The 24,788-nt window shown below is 68.1% G+C and carries 16 protein-coding genes and 1 pseudogene; 7 read left to right on the top strand and 10 right to left on the bottom strand.

Annotated features, from left to right (window positions below; translation table 11 throughout):
• Positions 1–114 precede the first annotated feature (114 nt).
• The 4 genes and pseudogenes from U4012_RS35055 to U4012_RS35040 form a co-directional block, all read right to left on the bottom strand.
• On the bottom strand, positions 115–534 hold the full coding sequence (locus U4012_RS35055) for a DoxX family protein (RefSeq protein WP_124572176.1): 420 nt from the start codon (positions 532–534) through the stop codon (positions 115–117).
• A gap of 178 nt (positions 535–712) precedes the next feature.
• Positions 713–1,990, bottom strand: coding sequence for a cytochrome c (locus tag U4012_RS35050; protein ID WP_321804422.1), 1,278 nt, complete (start codon positions 1,988–1,990; stop codon positions 713–715).
• Positions 1,991–1,992: 2 nt separating this feature from the next.
• Positions 1,993–3,612 carry a GMC family oxidoreductase gene (locus U4012_RS35045; RefSeq protein WP_321804420.1) on the bottom strand — a complete coding sequence of 540 codons (1,620 nt, stop codon included), beginning with the start codon at positions 3,610–3,612 and terminating at the stop codon, positions 1,993–1,995.
• Positions 3,612–4,128: pseudogene (locus U4012_RS35040) on the bottom strand (sugar dehydrogenase complex small subunit). Before U4012_RS35040 ends, U4012_RS35045 begins: the two are co-directional and overlap by 1 nt.
• A gap of 304 nt (positions 4,129–4,432) precedes the next feature.
• Here U4012_RS35040 and U4012_RS35035 point away from each other — a divergent pair.
• The 3 genes from U4012_RS35035 (at position 4,433) to U4012_RS35025 (ending at position 13,574) form a co-directional block, all read left to right on the top strand.
• Positions 4,433–10,471 carry an alpha-2-macroglobulin family protein gene (locus tag U4012_RS35035; RefSeq protein ID WP_321804418.1) on the top strand — a complete coding sequence of 2,013 codons (6,039 nt, stop codon included), beginning with the start codon at positions 4,433–4,435 and terminating at the stop codon, positions 10,469–10,471.
• A gap of 10 nt (positions 10,472–10,481) precedes the next feature.
• Positions 10,482–12,731, top strand: a complete 2,250-nt coding sequence (gene pbpC / locus U4012_RS35030) for a penicillin-binding protein 1C (protein ID WP_321804416.1) — start codon at positions 10,482–10,484, stop codon at positions 12,729–12,731.
• A 150-nt stretch (positions 12,732–12,881) separates the two neighbouring features.
• Entirely contained in the window at positions 12,882–13,574 is a 693-nt protein-coding gene (locus tag U4012_RS35025) for a hypothetical protein (RefSeq protein ID WP_321804414.1), read from the top strand.
• A 37-nt stretch (positions 13,575–13,611) separates the two neighbouring features.
• Here the strand turns inward: U4012_RS35025 and U4012_RS35020 are convergent, their stop codons facing one another.
• The gene (locus U4012_RS35020; RefSeq protein ID WP_124921780.1) at positions 13,612–14,859 is read right to left on the bottom strand and encodes a multidrug effflux MFS transporter; all 1,248 of its coding nucleotides are present in this window, start codon (positions 14,857–14,859) and stop codon (positions 13,612–13,614) included.
• A 459-nt stretch (positions 14,860–15,318) separates the two neighbouring features.
• Here U4012_RS35020 and U4012_RS35015 point away from each other — a divergent pair, with 459 nt between their 5' ends.
• Entirely contained in the window at positions 15,319–16,179 is an 861-nt protein-coding gene (locus U4012_RS35015) for an urea carboxylase-associated family protein (RefSeq protein ID WP_321804411.1), read from the top strand.
• 85 nt (positions 16,180–16,264) lie between these two features.
• A complete protein-coding gene (locus U4012_RS35010; protein ID WP_321804409.1) occupies positions 16,265–16,939 on the top strand; it encodes a GntR family transcriptional regulator in 675 nt (224 codons plus the stop codon).
• 90 nt (positions 16,940–17,029) lie between these two features.
• On the opposite strand, the gene U4012_RS35005 is transcribed toward U4012_RS35010, so the two are convergent.
• From U4012_RS35005 to U4012_RS34990, 4 genes are all read right to left on the bottom strand, one after another.
• On the bottom strand, positions 17,030–17,425 hold the full coding sequence (locus U4012_RS35005) for an ectoine synthase (RefSeq protein ID WP_321804408.1): 396 nt from the start codon (positions 17,423–17,425) through the stop codon (positions 17,030–17,032).
• 61 nt (positions 17,426–17,486) lie between these two features.
• Entirely contained in the window at positions 17,487–18,830 is a 1,344-nt protein-coding gene (locus tag U4012_RS35000) for an amidase family protein (protein ID WP_321804407.1), read from the bottom strand.
• A 23-nt stretch (positions 18,831–18,853) separates the two neighbouring features.
• Positions 18,854–20,356 carry an amino acid ABC transporter permease/ATP-binding protein gene (locus U4012_RS34995; RefSeq protein WP_044843277.1) on the bottom strand — a complete coding sequence of 501 codons (1,503 nt, stop codon included), beginning with the start codon at positions 20,354–20,356 and terminating at the stop codon, positions 18,854–18,856.
• A 72-nt stretch (positions 20,357–20,428) separates the two neighbouring features.
• On the bottom strand, positions 20,429–21,271 hold the full coding sequence (locus U4012_RS34990) for an ABC transporter substrate-binding protein (protein WP_321804404.1): 843 nt from the start codon (positions 21,269–21,271) through the stop codon (positions 20,429–20,431).
• Here U4012_RS34990 and U4012_RS34985 point away from each other — a divergent pair.
• Entirely contained in the window at positions 21,270–21,407 is a 138-nt protein-coding gene (locus U4012_RS34985; RefSeq protein ID WP_257770117.1) for a hypothetical protein, read from the top strand. The genes U4012_RS34990 and U4012_RS34985 overlap by 2 nt on opposite strands.
• Positions 21,408–21,742: 335 nt before the next feature.
• Here the strand turns inward: U4012_RS34985 and U4012_RS34980 are convergent, their stop codons facing one another.
• The gene (locus tag U4012_RS34980; protein WP_321804401.1) at positions 21,743–22,639 is read right to left on the bottom strand and encodes a glutamate/aspartate ABC transporter substrate-binding protein; all 897 of its coding nucleotides are present in this window, start codon (positions 22,637–22,639) and stop codon (positions 21,743–21,745) included.
• Between the two features lie 417 nt (positions 22,640–23,056).
• Between U4012_RS34980 and U4012_RS34975 the strand changes: the two genes are divergently transcribed.
• Entirely contained in the window at positions 23,057–24,697 is a 1,641-nt protein-coding gene (locus U4012_RS34975) for a S8 family peptidase (RefSeq protein ID WP_321804399.1), read from the top strand.
• Positions 24,698–24,788: the final 91 nt, after the last annotated feature.

The raw sequence follows: 24,788 nt of genomic DNA, 5'->3' as shown, positions 1-24,788 counted from the left end.
ACCGCCGGTGCGGCGGCCACGATCAGCCATGCGAAATGTTTGAGTCGCAAAATGATGCCCCCTCAAAGTCTCGACCATCCGGCACACGCCCCATGCGCGCACCGGCGTTGCCGTTTACCCGCGATCGATCGAAAAACGCCCGGGGCCCGCCGCGCAAAGCGCGAGCAGGCCGCCCGAGATCGCGATGTTCTTGTAGAAATGAATCATGTTGTCGATCTGCTCGCCGCCCGACATCGTCCAGTAGTGATGGCCGATGAAGCCGGTGCCGATCGTATACAGCGCAAGCAGCAACGCGAGCGGCCGCGTCTGGAAACCGACGAGGAGCGCGATGCCGGCGAACAGCTCCATCACGACGGCGATCGCCGCCGAAATGATCGGCGCCGGCGCGCCCTCGCTTCCCATGAACGCGATCGTGCCGGAGAAGTCGACGATCTTCTTCCAGCCGAACATCACGAACAGGATCACGAGCAGGATCCGGGACAACAGCAGCAGCACATCGCGCTGGGACGCGAGAAACGGTTGATTCGGTGTCATGGTGTGATCAACGAAAGCGGTACGCGAACCGCGCGCACCGGATTGCCAACGAACCAGGGCGGGCGGCCGCCAAAGCCGCCCACCCCGCTCTGCAACAACCGGCATCGGGGCCCGCCCGATGTGCTGTGCCTCCTCTTCTTGTCAGAGTTGCCCTGCCATTACTGCATCGTACCCGGCCTCAACGCGCCTTCGCGACGTCCTGCTCGGTCACCTTCGCGGCCGGGTTGCCGAACTGGCCGGTCAGGTAGTTCGTCAGCGCGGCGATCTGCGCATCCGACAGCTCGTTGCGGAACGCGGGCATCCCGACGTCCTCGCTGCCGGCCTTGCGCTGCACGCCGTTCAGGATCACCTGCACCAGGTTCGCCGGATTCGCCGCACCCACCGTCGAGTTGTGGAACAGCGACGGGTAATAACCGTCCGGCGTGCCCTTGCCCTGCATCTGGTGGCACGTCGCGCAGTTGCCGAGATACAGCCGCGCCGGATCGATGCCCGACGACGCCAGTGCGACGCCGCGCAGCTTCAGGCCGTCTTCCGCCGGCTTGCCCCACGACGAGCGCGACTGCTTCGCGTCGCCGCTGGCGACGGCCGGCACCGTACGGACGTACGTCGCGATCGCGCCGATGTCGGCGTCGGTCATCTTCGAGAAGCTGTGCTCGACCGCCTCGGCCATCGGACCGGCTGCCTGCGCGACTCCCGGCACGCTGCCGGTACGCAGGTACTGGACGAGCTGCTGCTGCGTCCAGCCGCCGATCCCCGCGTTCGGGTCGAACGTGATGTTGTAGCCGTCCCAGCCCGCCAGCACCGAGCCCGACAGGAAGCTGCCGCCGGTTTCGTCGAGCGACTTCTCCTGCATCGCGACGCCGCGCGGCGTGTGGCACGTGCTGCAGTGCGCGAGGCCCTGCACCAGGTACGCACCGCGGTTCCACTCGGCGCTCTGCGCCGGCTTCGGCTGGTATGCGCCGTCCTTCAGGAACAGCCAGTTCCAGATCTTCAGCGGCCAGCGCATGCTCAGCAGCGCGGGGATCTCGTTCTTCGGCGGCGTCTGCTTGACCGGTTCGACACCGTGCATGAAGTACGCGTAGAGCGCCTGCACGTCGTCGTCGTTGATCTTCGCGTACGACACGTACGGCATCGCCGGATACAGGTTGTCGCCGTTCTTCGACACGCCGTGGCGCACCGCGCGCTCGAAGTCGTCGAACGTCCAGTTGCCGATGCCGGTATCCGGGTCGGGCGTGATGTTGCTCGTGTAGATCTTGCCGAGCTTCGGCACCGGCATCCCGAGGCCGCCGGCGAACGGCTTGCCGCCCTTCGCGGTGTGGCAGGCCATGCAGTCGCCCGCGACCGCGAGATATTCGCCGCGCTTGACCTGCGCGGGGTCGGCCGCATCGGCCGCGCGCACGAGGCCCGGCAGCGCGAGGCAGCCGGCGAGGAGGAAGGTGAGAGTAGATTTCCGCACGGTCAGACTTCCTTCTTCAGCGTGTCCGACATCCGCAGCGCGAGCGCGGCGATCGTCAGCGTCACGTTCACCGTACCGACGGTCGGCATCGTCGAGCTGCTCGAGATGAACAGGTTCGGATGGTCGAACGTGCGGCAGTCCTTGTCGACGACCGAGTCGCGCGCGTCCGCGCCCATGATCGTCGCGCCCGTGATGTGGTTGTTCGGCGCGAACTCGTCGTTGAACACGACGTCCGTGCCGCCCAGCACCTGCGCCGCCGTCGCATAAACTTCGCGCGTATGCACTGCGCCGCGCTTCACGTAGTCGTCGATCGCATACGTGATCTCCGGGCGCGGAATGCCGACCGCGTCGGTGGCCGTCTTGCTCGGCACGATGCGGTTCTCGGGCTGCGGCAGGATTTCGTGGAAGCAGTCGAACTGCACGTAGCGCGCGGAACGGTCGCGGATCTGCGCGTCGAGCTCGTCGGCCTTCATCAGCTTGCCGGCCTTGAAGATCTTCTGCGTCTCCTGGTTGATGCGCGACATGTTCGACAGGTGGATCTTCTTCGCGGCTTCGGTCGCGCGGAACGGGCCGTCGCGAAAACCGATCAGCGACGTCATTTCCTGCGGGCCGCGGCCCGGCCACAGCTTCTCGCTCGCATAGAACGACACGCCCGTGCCCGGGTGGTCCATCAGGTTGCGCCCGACCATGTCGGAGCTGTTCGCGACGCCGTTCGGGAAGTCGCGGTTCGCCGACATCAGCAGGATCTTCGGCGTCTCGATGCCGTTCGCGGCCACCACGAAGTACTTGCCCTCGACGCGATGGTCGGCGCCCGTCTTGTCCTTGTAGATCGCGGCGACGATGCGCTTGTCCGGACCCGTCTCGAGCTTGTACACGACCGCGCTGTCGATCAGCTTCGCGCCGGCCTGCTCGGCCTTCTCGACGTGCACGATGCCGTTGTACATCGCGCCGATCGGGCAGATCGGCATGCAGTTGTTGTTCCCGCAACAGGTGGGCCGGCCGTCATACGGGCGGCTGTTGCGCGCGACCGGCTCGGTCACGACGTGGAACTTCGGGTCATGGCCGTTGAGCGCGCTCTTGATCGTCTGCTCGTTGAACGACAACGGCAGCGGCGGCATCGGGTACGGCTGCTTGCGCGGCGAATACAGGTCTTCCTCGGGGCCGGGGCCCCACACGCCGAGCTCTTCCTCGGCACGCTGGTACCAATGCTCGAGATCGTCGTACTGGATCGGCCAGTCGCGGCCGACACCGTACACGGTCTTCATCTTGAAGTCGTTCGGGATGAAGCGCCACGCCGACGCGGCCCAGTGCCACGTCGTGCCGCCCACCGCGCGGATGTACTGCGAGTTGAACTTGTGCTCGCCCTTCAGGACCAGGTAGTCGTTCGGCGGGCCGTATTCCGGATGCGGCGCCCACGGGCTCGACGGGTACGGCGCCATGAAGTCGGTCTTGTCGGGCTGGTTGCGGAAGCGTTCGACGATTTCCCAGCGCGGCATGCGCGGGCCTGCCTCGAGCAGGATCACCGACTTGCCGGCCATCGCGAGCTGGTGCGCGACGATCGCGCCTGCGACACCGGACCCGACGACCACGACGTCGGCCTTTTGCGTATCGGTATCGGCCATCAGCCTTGCCTCTCGATCGGTTTTTCGGCCCAGAAGCCGGGTTTATTCGGGCAATACGAAGGAATCACGAGCGTATCGGACACGACGCCGAACATTAATGCTTCTTCGTAGGTAATTACGACGTTGTCGACGATGCCGAGATACCAGGCTTCGAGAATCGACAGCGCGGACGTTTGCTGATCGGGAGTCAACGAACCGGACGCGAATGCGCCGGCGAGTTGCGACAGACCGTCGGCGGTCTTGAACGAGCCCTTCTGCAAGGCCTGCAGGAAGCGTTCGCCGAGCACGCGGCTCAGCCCTTTCTTGCCTGTCAGTGCTTCGGAGAGCGTCATGAACGTATCGAGCGGCGCGGTGCCGGGATTATCGGCCAGGGCCCGCAACGCCAGCGAGCCGGTGAGGCCCGCCGCCGTCAGCGCCAGTGCGCCCTGCAGCCATTGACGCCGCGTGATGCCGCGTGATGCCGGATGCGGCTGCGTCGCGATCGCGACGCGAGTGGGGGGTGTTGTCGTTGTGCATGTTTCCTTCTCTCGAACACCGGATTCGGGAAAACCACGCTTGATATTTCTCAAAATTTCGCGCGGCCCTGAAATGTACGCGCTCAATTCGGATTGGACAATGCTTTTATAGTCCATTTAATGTTCCGCAATCCGAGACAATCGACATTTCGCGGCATCTTTGTGTCGTCGACGCGACAATTCCGTATCGGGATGCCGGCGTGTCGCAACCCGGCGACACGCCGCTTCCCGTCATCCGCTCGCATGCCCGTCGGTTAGAATCGCGTGCAATCAAACAGAAAGCTTCCCTCCGAGGGCATCGAGCGATGAAGCAGCACGACAAGCACAACAACACACATTCAACCCATCACACCACACGGCTGCTCTGGCGCATCGGCGCCGTCGCGGCGCTCGGCGCCGCCGCCGCACTGTCGCTGCATGCGGGCGCGGCACGCACCGTGAGCGTGTCGCCGCAAGGCACGGTCACCGAAGTCCGGCAGAGCGTCGTCAAGTTCGACGAACCGATGGTCGCGTTCGGTTCGGCGTCCGCGCCGAGTCCCGCGCGCATGACCTGCAACGATTCCACCGCCGCACGCGGCCAGGGTCACTGGCTCGACGACAAGACGTGGGTCTACGATTTCGAGAACGACCTGCCGCCGGGCGTGCGCTGCTCGGTCGCGCTCAACGACACGCTGCGTTCGGTCGCCGGCAATGCGGTCAGCGGCCCGCGCCGCTTCACGTTTCAAACCGGCGGCCCGTTCCCGGTGACGGTGCGTCCCGGCTCGCGCGAGATCGAGGAGCGCCAGGTCTTCGTGCTGAAGCTGAACGGACCGGCCGAGCCACGCTCCGCGCTCGCGAACATCTGGTGCGAAGCGGCCGGCATCGGCAACCGCATCCCCGTCACGGCCGCCGACGACGATGCGCGCAACGCGCTGCTCGATCACTTCGGGCTGAAGAAGGACGCCGCGCGCGTGCTGACGCTGTCGTGCGCGCAGGCGCTGCCCGCGAGCGCGAAGATGCAGCTCGTCTACGGCAAGGGCGTCGCGAGCCCGAGCGGCATCGCGAACGACACCGAGCGCCGCTTCGACTTCACGGTGCGTGCGCCGTTCGCCGCGAGCTTCTCGTGCGAGCGCGAGAACGCGAAGGCGCCCTGCACGCCGCTGCGTCCGCTGACGCTGTCGTTCAATGCACCGATCTCGCGCAAGAACGCCGAGGCGATCCGGCTGCGCGGTCCTGACGGTTCGCTTTCGCCGACCTTCGCGGCCGACGACCACAGCGACGAAGTGACGACCGTCACGTTCAACCCGCCGCTGCCCGCGCAGGCGAACCTGACGATCGAACTGCCGTCCGGCCTGCGCGACGTGACCGAGCGCACGCTCTCGAACGCCGACCTGTTCCCGCTCGCGACGCGCACCGCACCGATGCCGCCGCTCGCGAAATTCTCGTCGGGCACGTTCGGGATCGTCGAGCGCTTCGCCGAACCCGATACGCCGGCACTCGTGCCCGTCACGCTGCGCAACGTCGAGGCCGACCTGCGCATCGCGGGCCTCAACACGAGCGGCGCGCAATTCTCGAACCTGAAGGTCGACGACGACACCGCGATCCGTCAATGGATGCGCACCGTCGAGCGCTTCGACAACTGGTCGATGACGGCCGGCACGATCGACGAACGCGTCCCGGGCCTGCTGCGGCGCAAGGGCCAGCACCCCGTCTACGTGCCGCTCGAGGCCGGCGAGAAGATGCCCGCGCCGCAGAACCGCCGCATCGACGTGCGCTCGCTGTCGCTGCTCGCCGGCGAACCGGGTGCGCAGGCGCTGACGCTGCCGAAGGCCGACCCGAAGGCGCTGCGTCCGTTCGAGGTCGTCGGCGTGCCGATCGACAAGCCCGGCTTCTACGTGCTCGAACTCGCGTCGCCCGCGCTCGGCCGCTCGCTGCTCGCGAAGCCGTCGAGCATGTACGTGCGCACCACCGTGCTCGTCACGAATCTCGGCGTGCACCTGAAACAGGGCCGCGAGAACAACCTCGTGTGGGTCACGACGCTCGACAAGGGCAAGCCCGTGCCGAACGCGCAGATCCGCGTGTCGGACTGCAATGGCGACGAAATCGCGTCGGGCAAGACCGATGCGCAAGGCCTGCTGAAGATCGACCGCCCGTTCGAGCCGAAACACGAATGCAGCCAGTCGGAACGCTTCGACGACTACTTCGTGTCGGCACGCGTCGACGATCCGAAGACGGGCCGCGACATGGCGTTCGTCAGCTCGAACTGGAACCGCGGGATCGAATCGTGGCGCTTCAACGTGCCGACCGACACCGACAGCGCGCCGACCGTGCGCGCGCATACCGTGTTCGACCGCACGCTGCTGCGGGCCGGCGAAACCGTGTCGATGAAGCACTTCCTGCGCACCGAGACGCTGCAGAGCCTCGCGTTCCCGGCGCACTACCCGACACGCGTGACGATCCGCCATCTCGGCTCCGACCAGACCTACAAGCTGCCGCTCACGTGGTCGGCCGACCACAGCGCGGACACGCAGTTCACGCTGCCGCCCGCGGCGAAGCTCGGTGAATACAGCGTGTCGCTCGAAGGCGGCCCGGACGATGCGCCGACCGCCAGCTACTACGGCGGCAGCTTCCGCGTCGAGGCGTTCCGCCTGCCGGTGCTCAAGGGGACGATCGGCGCGCGCGACGCGCAGAAGAGCCCGCTCGTCGCGGTCAAGGAAGCGCCGCTCGCGGTACAGATCGACTACGTGTCGGGCGGCGGCGCATCGAACCTGCCCGTGCAGGTGTCGGCGCTGATGAAGTGGGCGTCGCCGCCGTTCGCGGATCGCTTCGAGGACTTCAGCTTCACGCCCTATCGTCCGGAGCACAGCGACGGCAACGCCAACGACGATGCGCAGGACGGCGACAGCACATCCGCCGCGAACAACGATCCCGACGCGACGAAGCTGATCGCGGACAAGCTGCCGCTGACGCTCGACCGCAACGGCGCGGGTTCCGTCACGCTCAAGGGCCTGCCCGACGTCGACGCGCCGAAGCGCATCGCGCTCGAGGCGACGTTCGCGGACCCGAACGGCGAGGTGCAGACGATCCGCGGCGACACGATCCTGTGGCCGGCCGCGGTGGTGGCCGGCATCAAGGCCGGCCGCTGGGTGTCGGTCGGCCAGCGCGTGCCGGTGCAGGCGCTCGCGGTCGACCTGCAGGGCAAGCCGCGTGCCTCGGTGTCGATCGAGATCAAGGGCGTCGCGCACATCACGACGACGTCGCGCAAGCGGATGGTCGGCGGCTTCTATGCTTACGACAACAAGAGCGATACGCGCGACCTCGGCGTGCTGTGCTCGGGCAAGACCGACGACAAGGGCCGCATGGCCTGCGACGCGACGCTCGAACAGGCCGGCAACGTCCAGTTGATCGCGGTCGCGAAGGACGGCGACGGCCGCACGTCGAATGCGTCGACGTCCGTCTGGGTCACGCGCGAGGACCAACTCTGGTTCGGCGGCGACAACACCGACCGGATCGACGTGATCCCGGAGAAGACGTCCTACGAACCGGGCGAAACGGCCCGCTTCCAGGTGCGCATGCCGTTCCGCTACGCGAGCGCGCTCGTCGCGGTCGAACGCGGCGGCGTGATGGAAACGCACGTCGTCGAGCTGAACGGCAAGAACCCGACCGTCGACCTGAAGGTCGGCGAATCGTGGGGGCCGAACGTCTACGTGTCGGTGCTCGCGTTGCGCGGCCGGATTCGCGAAGTGCCGTGGTACTCGTTCTTCACGTGGGGCTGGAAGGCGCCGGTCGAATGGGCCCGCGCGTTCTGGCGCGAAGGCCGCTACCATGAAGCGCCGACCGCGTTCGTCGACCTGTCGAAGCCCGCGTTCCGCTATGGCCTCGGCGAGATCAAGGTCGGCACCGGCGTGCATCGTCTCGGCGTGACCGTGACGACCGACGCGACGCGCTACACGGTGCGCGGCAAGGCGCAGGCGCACGTGAAGGTCACGCTGCCGAACGGGCAGCCCGCGCCGGCCGGCACGCAGATCGCGGTCGCGGCCGTCGACGAGGCGCTGCTCGAGCTGATGCCGAACAACAGCTGGGACCTGCTCGACGCGATGCTGCAGCGACGCGCGTACGGCGTCGAGACGGCCACCGCGCAGATGGAAATCGTCGGCCGCCGCCACTTCGGCCGCAAGGCGGTGCCGGCCGGCGGCGGCGGCGGCAGCGCGCCGACGCGCGAGCTGTTCGACACGCTGCTGTTGTGGAATCCGCGCGTGACGCTCGACGCGAACGGCAGCGCGACCGTCGAAGTGCCGCTGAACGATGCGCTCACGCGCTTCCGGATCGTCGCGATCGCGGCGGTCGGCGCGGACCGCTTCGGCACCGGCAGCACGTCGATCCGCAGCACGCAGGACCTGCAGCTGATCTCCGGCCTGCCGCCGCTCGTGCGCGAAGGCGATGCGTTCCGCGCGCAGGTCACGCTGCGCAACACGACCGACCGCGCGATGCAGGTCGTCGTGACGCCGCGCGTGACGGGCCTCGACGTCGCGCCGCAAACCGTGTCGCTCGCGGCCAATGCGGCGGCCGAGGTCGCGTGGACGATCACCGTGCCCGAGCAGGCGCTCGACGCGGCCGGCGCGCTGAACTGGCGCATCGAGGCGGCCGAGCAAGGCGGCAAGCGCGCGTCCGACGCGCTGGCCGTCGCGCAGAAGGTCGTGCCCGCGCAGCCGGTCACCGTGCAGCAGGCCACGCTCACGCAGGTCGACGGCACGCTGACGCTGCCCGTGTCCGCCCCGGCCGGCGCCGTCAACAACGCGCAGGGCGCGCCGCGCGGCGGCATCGCCGTGTCGCTGCAGTCGCAGCTCGCCGACGGCCTGCCCGGCGTGCGGCGCTGGTTCGAGCGCTATCCGTACCGCTGCCTCGAACAGCAGACGTCGCGCGCGATCGGCCTGCACGACGCCGCGCAATGGCAGGCGCTGGTGGCGCGCATGCCCGTCTACCTCGACAGCGACGGACTCGCGAACTACTTCCCGCCGTCCTCCGACGATGCGCACTACGGCAGCCCGACGCTGTCGTCGTATCTGCTCGTGGTCGCCGACGAGGCCGGCCGCCTCGACCCGCGCTTCGCGCTGCCGGAAGACCTGCGCACGCAGCTCGAGGCCGGGCTCGCGCGTTTCGTCGACGGCCGCATCGAGCGCAATGCGTGGGCTCCGCGCCAGGATCGCGACCTGCGCAAGCTTGCCGCGATCGAGGCGCTGTCGCGCTACGGTGCAGCCCAGGGCCGCATGCTCGGTTCGATCGAGATCGCGCCGAACCAGTGGCCGACGTCGGCGGTGCTCGACTATCACGCGATCCTCACGCGCGTGAAGGACATCCCGCAGCGCGACGCGAAACGCGCGCAGGTCGAGCAGATCCTGCGGGCGCGCCTCACGTACCAGGGCACGCAGCTCGTGTTCTCGACCGCGCGCGACGACGACCTGTGGTGGCTGATGACGAGCAACGAGACCAACGCCGCGCGTCTCGCGCTGGAATTCGCGGGCGACCCGGCGTGGAAGGACGAGATGCCGCGCGTGGCGACCGGCCTGCTCGCGCTGCAACGCCAGGGCGCATGGCAGACGACGACGTCGAACGCGCTCGGCCAGCTCGCGATCGAGCGCTTCTCGCGCACCTACGAGAGCACGCCGGTGGCCGGCACGACGAAGGTCGCGCTCGGCGGCAACGAGCGCGCGATTTCGTGGTCGCAGGCATCCTCGACCGCGCCCGCCGACAGCCCCGCGTCGGCCACTCCCGCGACCCGCGCCGCCGCCGCGCGCAGCGTGCTGATGCCGTGGCCGCGTGCGGCCCAGGCACCGGCCACGCTGTCCGTCACGCAGGACGGCACGGGCCGCCCGTGGGCGACCGTCGAAAGCCTCGCGGCCGTGCCGCTGCGCGCGCCGTTCGCGGCCGGCTACCGGATCACGAAGACCGTCACGCCCGTGTCGCCCGCCGTCAAGGGCGTGCTGACGCGCGGCGACGTCGTGCGCGTGCATCTCGACATCGACGCGCAGAGCGACATGACGTGGGTCGTCGTCAATGATCCGATCCCGTCCGGTGCGACGATCCTCGGCTCGGGCCTCGGCCGCGATTCGGAAGCCGCGACGCAAGGCGAGAAATCCCCGGACGGCGCATGGCCGGCGTTCATCGAACGCGATTTCGACGGCTACCGCGCGTATTACGACTATCTGCCGAAGGGCAAGCTCTCGGTCGAGTACACGGTGCGGCTGAACAACGTCGGCACCTTCGGGTTGCCGCCGACGCGCGTCGAGGCGTTGTACGCACCGTCCGTGTACGGCCTGTGGCCGAACCCGCCGATGACCGTGAAGCCGGCCGACGCGGGCAAGTAACGGGTACGCGATGATCGATCATGGATTGCCGCGGCCGGCGCGCTTCGCCGGCCGCGTTTTCGTCGCCGTCGTGCTGGCCGCGCCGCTCGTCGCGCACGCGCTGCCCGGCTACGACGACGTGCGCCGCAACTGGCGCAGCTCCGACTGGGTGCTGCTCGCGCGCGACGGCACGCCGCTGCAGCGCACGCGCGTCGACCTCGCCGAGCGGCGCGGCGACTGGGTGTCGCTCGCCGACGTGTCGCCCGCGTTCCGCGAGGCGATCGTCGTGTCCGAGGACAAGCGTTTCTACGAACACAGCGGCGTCGACTGGCGCGGGATCGCCGGTGCGGCATGGGGCAACCTGTGGAACCAGCGCACGCGCGGCGCGTCGACCGTGACGATGCAGCTCGCCGGGCTCCTCAATGACGAACCGCGCCGCTCGGGCCAGCGCTCGCTGCCGCAGAAGGCCACGCAGGCGATGAACGCGCTGCTGCTCGAACGCGGCTGGCGCAAGGACCAGATCCTCGAGGCCTACCTGAATCTCGTGCCGTTCCGCGGCGAGACGGTCGGGCTCGCCGCGCTGTCGCAGGTGCTGTTCGGCAAGGCGCCGTCCGGCCTCGACGCACGTGAAGCCGCGATCGCGGCAGCGCTGGTGCGCGCGCCCAACGCGGCGAGCGCGAAGGTCGCCGAGCGTGCGTGCCGGATCCTGCGCGACATGCATGCGGAGCAGGCCTGCGCGTCGCTCGACGGCTACGTGCAGCTCGTGATCGCGCGCCCGGCCAATGCCGTGCGTAACGACCTGACGGCGGACGGCGCCGCCCTCGCCCCGCACTTCGCGCGCCGCATCGCGGCCGAGGTCAGGCCCGCGGCCGGCGCGCAGGTGCGCACGACGCTCGATGCGCCGCTGCAGCGCTTCGCGCGCGACACGCTCACGCGCGCGCTGACCGAGCTCAACGCGCCCGCGCACCGGCGCAACGTGCAGGACGGCGCGGTCGTCGTGATCGACAACGCGACCGGCGAGATTCGCGCGTGGGTCGGTTCGTCGGGCGCGTTGTCCAGCGCACGCGACGTCGACGCCGTGCTCGCGCCGCGCCAGGCCGGCTCGACGCTCAAGCCGTTCCTCTATGCGCAGGCGATCGACGAGAAGCGGCTGACGGCCGCGTCGCTGCTCGACGACGCGCCGATCAACCTCGCGGCCGGCGGCGGCCTCTACATTCCGCAGAACTACGACAAGGATTTCAAGGGCTGGGTGAGCGTGCGCAGCGCGCTCGGCGGCTCGCTGAACGTGCCGGCCGTGCGCACGCTCGTGCTCGTCACGCCGCATCGTTTCGCGCGCACGCTGACCGCGCTCGGCCTGCCGCTCGCGCAGGAAGGCGACTACTACGGCTTCAGCCTCGCGCTCGGCAGCGCGGACGTCACGCTGCTGTCGCTGACCAATGCGTATCGCGCGCTCGCGAACGGCGGCGTCGCGCGCAAGGTCGTCGACCTGCCTGCGCCGTCGCCCGCTGCCGGCGCATCGGCAGTGGGGCGTGCGGACAACGGCACGCGCGTGTTCAGCGAAGCGGCCAGCTTCGTCGTCACCGACATCCTCTCCGACAACAACGCGCGCGTGCGCACGTTCGGCTTCGACAATCCGCTCGCGACGCGCTTCTTCTCGGCGGTGAAGACCGGCACGAGCAAGGACATGCGCGACAACTGGACCGTCGGCTTCACGTCGCGCTATACGGTCGGCGTGTGGGTCGGCAATGCGGACGGCTCGCCGATGTGGGATGTATCGGGGGTCACGGGCGCGTCGCCGGTTTGGTCGGCCGTCGTCGGCTACCTGCACCGCGACCTGCCGAGCCGTGCGCCGCGTCCGCCGGCCGGCGTCGAAGCACGCCGCATCACGTTCGAGCGCGACGTCGAGCCGTCGCGCAACGAGTGGTTCGTCGCAGGCACCGCGCTCGACACGATCCGGCTCGCCGCGCCCGTCACGCCGGGCAAGGACGGCGCGCGCGCGCCGCTGACGATCGGTGCGCCGACCGACGGCACGATCTTCGCGATCGATCCGGACATTCCACCGAAGAATCAGCGGATCTGGTTCGAGCGATCTTCCGGGCATGCCGCACGGTTCGCGTGGCGGCTCGACGACAAGGTGATCGGCCACGCCGACCGCATCGCGTGGATGCCGTGGCCCGGGCGGCATCGGCTCGAACTCGTCGACGCGCGCGGCAACGTGGCGGATGCGATCGGCTTCGAGGTGCGCGGCGCGTTCGCCAAACCGGCCGCGCGCAAGCCGTAACCGGCGCCGGCCATGCCGCACGCCGCAGGCCGCGGCGAACAAACGGGCCAGCAACCCCGCGATCGGAGACCTAGAATACGAACAGCGCGCCGAAGCGTCGGCGCGCGCCGGTTGCCCTGCCGCGCTCACTCTTCCGATCCGCCCGCGACCATGAACCTTCGCCATCCGCGCTTCCTCCGCCCCGCGCTGGGCACGCTGTGCGTCGCGGCCGTCGCGACGCTTGCCGGCTGCAACGGCGACGCCTGCTTCGGCGTCGACGTCTGCTTCAACAACGCCAACACGCAAACCGTCGCGCTGTCCGGCACGGCCGCCACGGGCTCCGCGCTCGCGAGCGCATCGGTGACGGTCAGCTGCGCGCAAGGCTCGGCGACGACGCTGACCGACGGCGGCGGCAACTACCGCGTGGCGGTCAACGCCGTGCTGCCGTGCGTGATCACCGTCGCGTCGAGCGGCACGAGCCTGCATTCGCTCGCCTACGCGGGCGGCACCTTCAACACGACGCCCGAGACCGAGCTGATGCTCGTCTATCTCGCCGCGCAGCTCGGCACGAACACGGCCGGGCTGATCGGCAATTTCCAGGGAAATGCGCACTTCCAGCAGGTGATGGGCAGCCCGAACACAGTGCAGGCCGCGCAATCGGCGGTGGTGACGAATCTGCAGCAGCGCTATGCGGTCACGCTGTCGGCGCCGGCCTTCCTGACGACGCCGTTCGTGGTCGGCCAACCGGGCGTCGACAGCGACCTCGCCGCGCTGGCCAAGGCCGGCGCGATCGATTCGAACGGGATGCCGGATCCGGTTGCGGTTTCGCTGCTGGCGCAGGCGGGCGCGGCGCACCCGCTGTAAGCGGCAGGCGTGCCGCTGTCGCCCCCGTCTACCCGGCTTACGCGGCTTCCCCGCTCCCGCAAGCCACCCTCGCCGCCTGCTGCTGCGTGAGGTAGCGCAGCAGCTTCGTCACCATCCACACGACGATGAACGACAGCGCGACGAAGAACACCGCGAGCGGCGTCAGCACGTGAATCGACACGAAGCCGGCCAGCCCCATCATCGCGGACGACACGAGCAGCAGCGCGCACCCGAGGATCGCGCTCGTCAGCCCCGCGATATGCGGAAACAGCGAATTGCCCTTCGCCATCAACGTCGGATACATCGCGCCCGCGCAGAAGCCCATCACGAGCACCGGCGTCGCGAGCGTCCATACGCGCAGCCCGACGGTCAGCGCCAGCACCAGCATCGCGACCGCCGCGCCCGCCATCACGCGTGCGCCGATGCGCAACCGCTGCTCGGCGCTCGGCAGCCCGCGCCCGTGAATCCGGTTCGACAGCCCGCCGAGGAAATACATCAGCCCGATCCCGAGCGCGAGATAGCCGAAGAAGGTCGGCGGCTTGTGCAGCGTGGTCTGCACCATGAACGGCCCGACGATGTTGAACACCAGCAGGATGCTGTAGCACAGCCCCTGCGCGAGGAAGCAGCTCTGGAACACCGGGCTCGCGAGCACCTTGCCCGCGTTCGCCATCAGCGTGCGCGGCTCGAGATGGACCGGCTTCGGCAAGGTCTCGCGATAGCGCCACAGCAGCGCCCACATCACCAGCGAATACACCAGCAGGAACACGAGGCACGCGCGCCAGCCGAACCATTCCTGCAGGTGCGCGCCGATCACCGGCGCGATGATCGGCGCGAGCCCCCACGCGATCGACATATAGGTGAACGCATGCATCAGCGCCTGGCCCGAGAACGAGTCGGTGATGATCGCCTTCGCGAGCAGGTTCGTGGTCGCGATCCCGAAGCCCTGCAGGCAGCGCGCCAGCACGAACGTCTCCAGGTTCGGCGCGCCGAGCGACAGCAGGCAGCCGATCGTGTAGATGACCAGCCCGAACGCGAGCACGCGCTTGCGCCCGTATGCATCGGCAACCGGACCGAAGATCAGCTGGCCGAGCGCATAAGCGGCCATGTAGCCGGAGACGCTCGACTGAATCGCCTGCGGCGTGGTCGCGAACGAACGCGCCATGTCGGGCAGCGCAGGCACGTAGATGTCGATCGCGAGCTGGCCGGCGGAGGCGAACAGGCAAATCAGGAACAACAGGAAGCGCGGGGAGTTCGATTCGCGCGCGGGAGTGAGCGATGCGTTCATGACAACCGGGAAAGTTCGGACGGCGGCGACACGCGCCGTGCTGTTCGAAGTCGAACAACGGTGCGCGGCGAAGCGCATATTGTGCCTGTTGTTGCGCAACGCGACAGGAATCCCCTGGCGCGGGCGCGGTTGAATGCGGATTGCGTCAGGTTTCGAAACGCGTTACACGCCCCGCTTGCCGATCGTGGCGAGCCGGTCCGGCGGCCGGCACGGCCACGGTTTTGATCCATATTTCGCTTTTTGTTTGCGGCGCCACTCGCCTGCCTGCGCGCATCCGCGGCTCGCCGCGCCCCTCCGTACTTTCCACCGATTGACACACCTCCCGGCGTTCCCCCTATACTCCTCGCAGCGCCAATAAATTGTTGAACAATTCAGCATGAAAATTGACGCCTGACCGGCCACCACAAAGGATTCCAGCCGGATCTCCGAATCTGCAAATTTCCCCGAGAGCACCGCGTCATGTCGAACTATCCCGCCGCCTACCAGGTCACCAAGGGTTCCGTCCTGAACGTCGACAAAGCCTTTTATTCCGCGATCGCCCAGCGCCAGGACGCGCGCGAACGGATCGCGTCGCACGTCGTGCCGATCCGCAGCGGCTTCGCGTGGACGGTGCCGGCGGGTCACGTGTTCCGGATCGTCACGCTCGAAGGCCCGCAAGTCGCCGACTTCAACATCTGGAACCTGCACAATCCGCGCGAGCGCATGTGGGCGTCGCGCACACGTCAGCTGCAGGCCGCGCACGTGACGATGTTCGACCGGCTCTGGTCGACGCTGCCGTACCTGCGGCCGATGGTCACGATCACCGACGACACGCTCGCCGGCTATGGCGTCGACGGCGACGGCGGCCGCGTGCACGACCTGCTCGGCACGCGCTGCGACCCGTACGTGAACAAGCTGCTGACCGGCGAGGACTTTCATTTCCACTGTCATTCGAACCTCGTGCGGGCGGTCGCGCCGTACGGGCTGACCGAATTCGACGTGCACGACGTGCTCAACGTGTTCCAGTGCACCGGCCTGAACGACGACGACAAGTACTTCATGAAGGCCTGTCCCGCGCAGCCGGGCGACTACCTCGAGTTCTTCGCGGAAATCGACGTGCTGTGCGCGATGTCCACGTGTCCGGGCGGCGACCTGTCGGTGCCGATGTGGGGCCCCGACGCACGCGACCCGATCGACGTGTGCCGGCCGCTCGGCGTCGAGGTATACCGGCTCGACCCGAGCCTGCTCGAAGGCTGGTCGCAGCCGCCCGTCGCGCCCTACCGCGGCCAGCACGGGATGCAGCCGCCGCAGGCCGACTGGCAGCACGACAAGACGGCGTAACGCGGTCCGGAGCCCGTAGAATGGCGAAACGCCGCCGGCCGGCCACGCCGGCGGCGCACGACCAGGAGAGGAGCGAACGAACGGAATGGCAAGCGAAAAAGCGAGAGGACAGTCGGTCGCCGACCGGATCAGCCATCAACTGCGGGAACACATCATCAGCGGCAAGCTGCCGCCCGGCACCGCGCTGATCGAGATGGACCTCGCGGCCGAATACGACACGTCGCGCAACTCGCTTCGCGAAGTCCTGCATCAGCTCGGCCGCGAAGGGCTCGTCACGTTCGTGCGCCACAAGGGTGTCGTCGTGCGCACGCTGAATCGCCAGGACGTGCGCGATCTTTACGTCGCGCGCCGCACGCTCGAGCTGCATGCGCTGCACACGGCCGAACTCGCGCAGCCGGCGCTGCTCGAAAAGATGCAGGCCGCCATTCGCGCGGCCGAGCGCGAACTCGACAAGGAAAACTGGCAGGCCGTCGGCACGCACAGCCTGCGCTTTCACCAGCACATCGTCGCGCTGCAGAAGTCGGCGCTGCTCGACGAGTTCTTCCGGACCATCTCCGCACAGCTGCGGCTCGTCTTCGCCGCCGATCCCGACGAGAAACGCGTGCAAACGCCCGACTGGATCCAGCGCGAATACCAGATCTACGACCTGCTCACGCAGAACCGCCGCAGCGAAGCAGTCACCGCGCTCGCGCGCTATCTCGACGATTCCGAGCGGATGCTCGTCGCGGCAATCAAGCGCAGCCATCGCGAGGCGGCCTGACCCTGCACGCCGCGCCGCCGTTGCCTGCCGCAAGATGCGGCACGCAACGGCAGCACGAAAAGGCACGCAACGGCCCGACCGCTCGCGCCGTCAGGCCTGCTCCGTCGGCAGCGCGTAACTGCCGTCTTCCCGATGCGTCTCGAGTCCCGTCAGCGGCGGATTGAACACGCACACGAGATGCAGGTCGCCGCGCGTCGCGCGCAGGACATGCGGATCGTTCAGGTTCAGCGCGTAGATCGTTCCGGGCGTGATCCGGTGCACGTTGCCGGTCGCCGTGTCGACGACCTCCCCCTCTCCGGCCACGCAGTAGTTGGTCTCGAAGTGGTTCTTGTAGTGCAGATGCAGTTCGGCGCCTTCGTGCACGCATGTCTCATGAACGGAATAGCCGACGCCGTCCTGCTTGACGATCATGCGCTTGCTGTCCCAGCCCGGGCCGCGCGCATGGCGTTCGGTATTGGCAATATCGGCCGATCTCACGACGATCATAAGTACCTCTGAATTGTGACGATGAAAAATGGCAAGGTGATCCTTGCCGCCGAAAAATGCGTCATGCGGAATCGGCGGTCAGCGCACGCTCCACCGCTGCCGCGACATCGAGCAGCCGCGCGTCTTCGCCGCGATGCCCGGTGATCAGCAAGCCGACGGGCTGCCGGTTGCGCAGGTCGCCGGGCACGCTGATGCTCGGCAGGTCGAGCCGGTTCGCGAATTCGGTCAGCCGGAACGCACGCGCGTTCTGTGCGAGGTATGCGGCTTCGTCGGCCAGATCGGCCACGCGCGGCGGCAGCATCGGCACCGTCGGCGTCAGCACCGCATCCGCGTCGCCGAGTTCGGCGTGGTACGCGGCGGCCAGTGCAGCCAGGCGCCGCAGCGCCGCGGCGTAGTCGTGCGCCCGCACCTGCTCGCCTGCAGCGATGCGCGGGCCGACCAGCGGATCGTAGCGGTCCGCCGCCGCGGCCAGCCGCGCACGATGCAGCATGAACGCCTCTGCCGCGATGATGCCGCCCGCACGGGCGACCGCGCCGGCCTCGGCCACGCAATCGAGCCGCTTGCGCCGGATCCGTGCGCCGTGCGCGGACAGTCGGGACAGCCACGCGTCGAATGCGCGTCCGACGACCGGGTCGACGTCGTCGGCGACGAACGCCTCGGGCACGATGAACTGCAGGTCGCGGATCGCCGCCGGTCGCCGCCGCCGCGCTTCGCGGCCGTGCAGCGCAACGTCCGCCTGCCGGCACAGCCCGACCGTCGCGGCCAGCAGGCCCGGCACGTCGAAGCTCGTCGACAGAAACCGCATGCCGTCGTTCGCATAGCGCCCACGCGACGGCTTGAATCCCGTCACGCCGCAGAATGCGGCCGGAATGCGTGCCGACCCGCTCGTATCGGAACCCAGCGACAGGTCGGCCGCACCGAGCGCCACCGACACCGCCGCGCCCGAACTCGATCCGCCGGCCACCCGCTCGCGCCGCGCATCGAGCGGCGTCGTCGGCGTCCCGTACGCACGGTTCACGCCGAGCGCGCCGTACGCGAACTCGGTCATCGCCGTCTGCGCGACCAGCACCGCGCCGGCCCGACGCAGTGCCGACACCGGTGCCGCGTCGATTCGCGCCGGCGGCTCGTCGGCCAGCACGCGCGAACCGGCATGCGTGACCCAGCCGGTGCAATCGAAGCAGGCCTTCACCGTCAGCACGGCGCCGGCCAGCGGCGCATCGATCGCGCCGGCGCGCCGCGCCGCATCCCAGGCGCACGCATCGGCGACCGCCGCGTCGTCGCGCCGCGTGAGCCACGCGGCTTCGATGTCGCCGGGATGCGCGTCGGCATGCGCAAGACACGCACGCACCCGTTCCGCACACGCGTGCTCGTTCACGTCGCCCAGCCGGAAATCCGTCGGATCCATTCCCGCTCCCATCCGGTCATTCGTCATGCGAAGTGAACGTGCTTCAGAAAATCCTTCACACGCGCGTCCGCGCTGCCGCGAATCCGGTCCGGCGGCACGTCGTACAGGATTCGCCCGTTCTCCATGAACACGATCCGGTCGGACACCTTGAACGCGAAATTCATCTCGTGGGTCACGATGATCATCGTCATCCCCTCTTTCGCCAGCGTCTCGACGACCTTCAGCACTTCGCCGACGAGCTCCGGATCGAGGGCCGACGTCGGCTCGTCGAACAGCATGATCGACGGCCGCGTCGCGAGTGCGCGCGCAATGGCGACGCGCTGCTGCTGGCCGCCCGACAGCTGATGCGGATACTTGTTCGCATGTTCGAGCATCCCGACCTTCGACAACAGCGACAGCGCCTGCAGCCGGATCGCCGCCGCATCGGCCTGCCGGTGATAGCACGGCGCCATCATCACGTTCTGCAGCGCGGTGCGATGCGGGAACAGGTTGAAGCTCTGGAACACCATGCCGATGTCGAGGATGCGCTCGTGCGACACGCGCGGCGGATGCGAACCCGACGCGCGGATGAACGGCTCGCCGTACAGGTCGATCTCGCCCGCGTTCACCGGCGCGAGGCCGTTGACGGTACGAATCAGCGACGTCTTGCCGGAGCCGGACGGCCCGATGATCGACACGACCTGCCCGGGCGCGACGTCGAGATGAATGTCCTTCAACACTTCATGGCGGCCGTAGCGCTGCTGCACGCCTTTCAGGCGCAGCGCGAATTCGGCGTTCGCCCGCGGCCTCGGCGCGACGGCCGGCGCCGACGGCGGCAGCGCAAGATCGACGTGGCCGGCCTGGGCCGGCGTACGGCGGCTGACGTCGAGGTACCGCTCGAGATAACCGAGCAGCCGGCTGAACACCGTCACGATCAGCACGTAGTAGAACGCCACGGCCAGCATCGTTTCGAACACCAGGAAATTCTGCGTGTACAGCCGCTGGCCGACGAGCAGGATCTCGGCCAGCGAAATCACCGACACCAGCGACGTGAGCTTCACGATCGTGATGAACTCGTTCGCCAGCGCCGGCAGCGCAATGCGGATCGCCTGCGGCATCACGATCATCCGCTGGATGCCGGTGAAGCGGATGCCCAGCGCGCGGCCCGCCTCGAGCTGCCCGCGCGGCACCGACAGGATCCCGCCGCGATGGATTTCCGCGAAATAGGCGGTCTCGCTCAGCACCATCGCGATCAGGCCGGCCATGAACGGATCGGACAGCACCGCGCTCGTCGCCGGAAAGACCTGCGGCAGGTTGTAGATGAAGACCAGCAGCACGAGCAGCGGCAGGCTGCGGAAGAACCAGATGTAGAGCGCCGCCGCCCGTTTCAGCAACGGCTGGTGCGACTGTCTCGCGAGCGCTACCGGAAAGCCGAGCAACACGCCAAGCAGCCACGCGGCGACGCTGAGTTCGACGACCACGACGCAGGCGCGCCAGAAATCCTGGTCCCGCAAGAGCTGAAACGCATAGTGCCAATCGAACTGCATCGAAGACTCCTCAACCGCGGATGGTGATGCGGCCGCGCGGCGCGCGGTGGTCAGGTCGTGCTGGCCGCGCGCTTACTTCGGCGCGCCGAGCGCGTTGGCGACGTCGGCAGGTGTCGGCTCCTGCAACCCGTACTTCTTCACCAGGCTGCCGTATTCGCCGCTGCGCCGCGCATCGTTCAACGCACCCTCGAGCGCACCCTGCAACCCGCTATCGCCCTTCGTCACGCCCAGGCCGATCACGATCGGATACAGCAGCGTGGTCGAACTGATGTCGACGCGCCCGTTCGTCTGCTTCGGAATCTCCTGCGCGACGGCCGCGTCCTCGATCTGGACATCGACCGCCTTCGACAGCAGCGCGGACGTCGCTTCCGGCGACGTCGGGAACTCGAGGACCGCGATCTCGGCCCGCCCGGCCGCCTTGCACGTGTCCTGCGACACCGCACGCAGCTTCGGCGTCCACGACGCGCCCTTGATCGAGCCGACCCGCTTGCCGCACAGGTCCTGCGGCGTCTTCGGCAGGAACGCGCCGCCCTTCGCGACGAGCAGCGACGCGCCCGTCTTCAGGTACGGCACGAAATCGACCTGCTTCACGCGATCGGGCGTCACGTACAGCGCGGATGCGACGACGTCGAAGCGGCGCGCCTTCATCCCGAGAATCAGGTCCGGGAAGCGCGTATCGAGAAATACCGGCTCCAGTTTCAGGTGACGTGCCAGCAGCCGCGAGAACTCGGCATCGAAACCCGCAGGCTTGCCGGCGTCCAGGTACGCGTATGGCGGATACGTGAGGTCGGAGCCCACCAGCAGCGTGCCGGGCCGCACCGTCTGCAGCGGTGCCGCCGACGCGAGCGAGCATGCGAAGGCCAGCGGCACGAGCGCGCCGCGGAGGAAATGTCGAACCGGGAAACGAGCAGACATGGCGAAGCTCCTGGGTTGTTCGGCTCTCGCGCTGAAACGTCGCAACGCCTCCCAGGCGCCGCCACACGCGGCTTCCCGGGATTTTCCGCCGAAAATTGTTGAACAATTTCGGCCGATTCTGACCAGTTCAAATTGAAATCTGTATTCGGGTTTACGCGGCAAACAGCGTCGCCGGACGTGCGTCGGGCGCGCATCCGCCAACCCCGCTTCGGTGCGGGCACGTGTTCAGGCAAACGGAGAAAAGACCGGGCGGGACGACGCGCGGACGGCGGGCCGTCGAGGTGCGGCGCCATAAACGCGACGCACGCGATGGAGGATCAGGACACGGGGTTCAGCATCGGGCGCGCCGGGCCCGGCTCGCGCTTGCGGCTGCGGGGATGCGCGCCGCGACGCCGACCCGAAGGCCGGCGGATTCGATCGTGCAGGCCGAGCACGCAACGTGTCGGCCCGCACGCAACTGCGACGTTTCGATCAGTACTGTGCCTGATCCGTCGGATTCCTGAACAGCTGCTTCATCTCCGGCGACAGCGGATAGTTGAGGCTCACACCCTTCGGCGGAATCGGCTGCATGAACCACTGGTCGTAGAGCTTCTCGGCCGCGCCCGAGGTCTGCAGCTTCGCGATCACGCCGTCGACCACGTGCTTGAACGCCGGATCGTCCTTGCGCATCATGCACGCGTAGTTCTCGTGGACGAGCGGCGTGCCCGCCACCGTGTACGCGCCCGGATTGCGGTCCTTCGCGATCTCGCCGTACAGCAGCGGCTCGTCCATCACGAACGCGACCGCGCGCCCGGTCGTGACGTTCATGAACGCTTCGGCATGGTCCTTCGCGCTGATGATCGTCATGTTCATCCCTTTCTCTTCGTTGAGCTTGCGCAGCAGCCGCTCGTCGGAGGTGCCGGCCGTCGTCGCGACCGTCTTGCCGGCCAGGTCCGGGAAGTCCTTCACGCCCGAATCCTTGCGCGTGCTGAAACGGATCCCGTACAAAAAAATGCTGTTCGAGAACGCAGCCTGCTTCTGGCGCTCCAGCGTGTTCGTCGTCGAGCCGCACTCGAAGTCGATCGTGCCGTTCTGCAGCAGCGGAATCCGGTTCTGCGACGTGATCGGGATTTCCTTCACCGTCAGGTTCGGCGTCTTCAACTCCACCTTGAGCGCGTCGATGATGCGCGCCGCGATGTCGCGCGAGTAACCGATGTTCTTCTGCTGGTTGTCCGAATACGAGAACGGCACCGACGATTCGCGGATGCCGAGCGACACGACGCCCGTGTCCTTGATCTTCTTCAGCGTGCCGGTGAGCGCCTGCGCGTGCGCGGCGCCCGCCAGCGCGCAGGACAATGCGACAGCCAGCCAACGGAAGCGGTGATCCATGCTTTTCTCCTGACGAAACCTTGATCGAATCGCGATCCTACGCCCGAAAAATTCGCACCGCATCGGGGAAAGCGTCAAGCGCCCTCCGTCACGGCCACACCGCGCGCAATCGTTTCCGTGCCGCGCAAAAGCGCCCGCGCCGCATGTTTCGCCGGGTCGACCGCCTGCAATCTTGCACCTCATGAACAGATCACCCGTTCCAAACGCGCGTTCATGCTGCAACCCAGCAACGCAATCGTTTGCGCGTCGCATCTTTTTCACACAAAACATATTCAAGAAGCCGCCTCATCAGCCGTTACCCAATGCATGGCGTGTCGCAGGAACCCCGCGCGCGCCCGACAAAAATCAAGGTCCGGCTTAGGCCAGACCAGGCACCACCGCCGGCACGACGGTTATCTCCGAGGATCGACTTTCAACATGAAAGCCAAACGTTTCAATTTCGCGCTGGCCCGTTCGGCCCATGCGCGCATGCTCGCCGGCATGCTGTCCGCCGCCGCCCTGCTCCCGATCGCCGGCTGCGGCGGAGGCGGCGGCGACGGCAGCAACCCGTCGCCGACCAACACGGCACCGGCCCCGACCCCGGCCCCCGCGCCCGCTCCGACGACCCCGCCCACCAATTCCGGCAGCAACGCGTGTACGTCGCAGCAGGCCGCCACGCAAATGGCCGCCCAGACCACGCCCGACGAGCCGCCGGTCGATCACCTGATCGTCAGGCTGAAGACGCTGACGGCCACGAACGCAAGAGCGGCCATCGACGACGGCACGCGGCTCGACGCGGTGATCCAGCGTTCGATGACACGCTGGACGGCGCCGACGGCAACCGGCGCCGCCCGTGCGTATGCGGCCGCGGCGACGCCGCTGAACGTGCAGGTCGAGCGGACGGTCTCGAACGGCGCGGCCGTGCTGTCGCTTGGCAAGCGCGTCGCGGCCGCCGACGCGGCGGCGCTCGCGGAGGCCTTCGGCGCCGACGCCGACGTCGACTACGCTGAACCGGATCATCCGATGAAGGTCCGCGACACGCCGAGCGACCCGAGCTACGGCCAGCAGTGGTATCTGTCCGACCCGACCGCCGGCGCCGATCTGCCGCCTGCGTGGAACCAGACCAAAGGCTCGCCGACCGTCGTGACGGCCGTGCTCGACACCGGCTATCGGCCGCACCCCGACCTCGTCGGCAACCTGCTGCCCGGCTACAGCTTCATCACCAGCGTCAACACCAGCAACAACGGCCTGTCGCGCGGCCCCGACGCGAGCGACCCGGGCGACTGGGTCACGCAGCAGGAACTCGACAACGCGAGCGGCCCGTACTACCACTGCGAAAGCGAACCGAACACCAGCAGCTGGCACGGCACGCGCGTGATGGGCGTGATCGGCGCGACCGCCAACAACGGCATCGGCATCGCCGGCGTATCGTGGCTCGGCAAGATTCTGCCGGTGCGCGTGCTCGGCAAATGCGGCGGCGTGACGAGCGACATTGCCGACGCAATGCGCTGGGCGGCCGGCATTCCCGTCACCGGGGTGCCGAACAACCCGACGCCGGCGAAAATCATCAACCTCAGCCTCGGCGGCGTCGGCGCCTGCAGCAAGACGTTCCAGCAGGCGATCGACGACGTGAACGCGAAGGGCGTAACCGTCGTCGTCGCCGCCGGCAACGACGGCCTGTCGACCGGCCTCGACCAGCCCGCGAACTGCAGCGGCGTGATCAGCGTCGGTGCCAGCGATGCAGCCGGCCGCCGCGCCTCGTTCAGTAACTTCGGCACCAACATCACGCTCAGCGCACCGGGCGTCAACATCCTGTCGACGGCCAACAGCGGCACGACGACGCCGGACGGCGACACCTACGGCCTGGCGAGCGGCACGAGCCTCGCGACGCCGCAGGTGACGGGCGTCGCCGCGCTGATGCTCGCGGTGAACGGCAACCTCACGCCCACGCAGATCCAGCAGAAGCTGAAAAGCGGCACGCATACGGCGAAGCTGGCGGCCAGTACGCCGTGCACCGCGTTGCCGGCAGGCTCGGGCATTCTCGATGCAGGAACCGCGGTCGCGTCAGCCACGCAGTAAGCGGCCCGTTCTCGACGCATGCAGCCGCGGGGGGGGGCGAATGTCCCCCGCGCGGCAACAGGGTGTTGTGACATACAGCGGCCCGCCGCAA

It is taken from the genome of Burkholderia sp. BCC1988, assembly GCF_905339895.1.
GTDB lineage: Bacteria > Pseudomonadota > Gammaproteobacteria > Burkholderiales > Burkholderiaceae > Burkholderia.
Note: the sequence above shows the minus strand (reverse complement) of the source record. Positions and strands in the feature narration are given on the sequence as shown.